Below are 1237 nucleotides of genomic sequence, written 5' to 3'. Positions count from 1 at the left end.
GGCGCCGCTCGCCGGGGCGTGGCACGTACGACGAGACCTTCGGTGACCGGCGGCGCGACCGCCGTGACCGCCCCGGCGAGCGGCGCCCGTACCCGCACCCCGAGCGACGCCTTCAGCTCCCCGCCGAGCGCGGACCACACATCGGCGGCGGACGGTGCGTCGGCCCCCGCCCCGGCGGTGTCCAGGGTCACGGTCAGGCCCAGCTCGGCGAGCGTGCCGGTGAGCAGCCGCGCGGGCAGCGTGTCGGTGGCCGTCAGACAGGCGAGCACCTGCGAGAGCAGCCGGTGTTCGTCCTGGGGGCGGCTCGCCCAGGCCGTGACCAGGTACGTCAGCTCGTACCAGCGGGGCGGGGTGCGCCGCGCCACGAGCTGCCCGTCCGCGTCGTACACCTCCCCCGCGCCGCTGCCGCGCCGGCCGACGTCCTCGCGGATGTCGTACAGGAAGACGCAGACCGTCGGGGCGCTGCGGCGCGCGGCCCAGTCCCGGGTGGGCGCGTCGAAGACCACCTCGACGCCCGATGCCTCCAGGCCGGACTCGCCGAGCAGCCGGCGCAGCCCCTCGTCGACCTCGTGGATCACCGGCGGGTCACCTCGTCGGGTGGCTGCACGCTGCCGCTGACCACCAGGAAGTCGGTCTTCACCGGGGAGAATCCGGGACCCCTGGCGGTGATCACGCGCGGCCCGGTCTGGTCCTTGGCGAGGATGAGCAGCTGGCCGATGAACGTGCCGTCCGGCTTCGGGACGGTCGGCGCCGCCGCCGCGGTGATCCCGGGCTTCCAGGCGAACCGCACCGGCACGCCCGGCGGGAAGTCCTTGCCGCGCACGGAGGTGACGAAGCCGGGCTTGCCGATCGCGGGCACCGCGACGATCCGCGGCTGGAGGATGCGCAGCCGCTGCCGGGCGGTGTTGTCGCCGCGGTCGGCGTCCGTCCCGGTGGTGGTGAGGTGCCCGGTGACACGGCCGGTCAGCGCCTTGTCGGGGCTGAGGACGACCCGTACGACGGTGCTCGCGCCCGGCTCCAGGTCCGGCAGCGCGCACACCCAGGAGTCGTCGCAGCCCGGCGGCGGCCCGTTGTCGGGGATGCCCGCGGGCAGCCCGATGCGCAGCCGCAGCCCGGTCGCGAGCGCGTTGCGGCCGTTGCGCACGGTGTACGTCACCACGACCCGCCCGCCGACGTAGCCGGGATTCGGCTGGGCCGTCACCCGCACCCCGGGCCCGGCCGAATCCCGGCTACGTCG

The 1237-nt window shown here is 75.8% G+C and carries 1 protein-coding gene and 1 pseudogene; both read right to left on the bottom strand.

Translation table 11 applies throughout. The annotated features are described in order from the left end of the window. On the bottom strand, window positions 1–578 hold a 578-nt coding region (locus CCN44_RS42510; RefSeq protein WP_086704611.1), incomplete at its 3' end, for a Pvc16 family protein. Next, window positions 575–1237: pseudogene (locus CCN44_RS42505) on the bottom strand (DUF11 domain-containing protein); the annotation flags it as partial. The gene CCN44_RS42510 and the pseudogene CCN44_RS42505, both read right to left, overlap by 4 nt.

It is taken from the genome of Streptomyces tricolor, assembly GCF_002155905.1.
Lineage (GTDB): Bacteria > Actinomycetota > Actinomycetes > Streptomycetales > Streptomycetaceae > Streptomyces > Streptomyces tricolor.
This window is presented reverse-complemented; position numbering and strand designations above follow the sequence as displayed.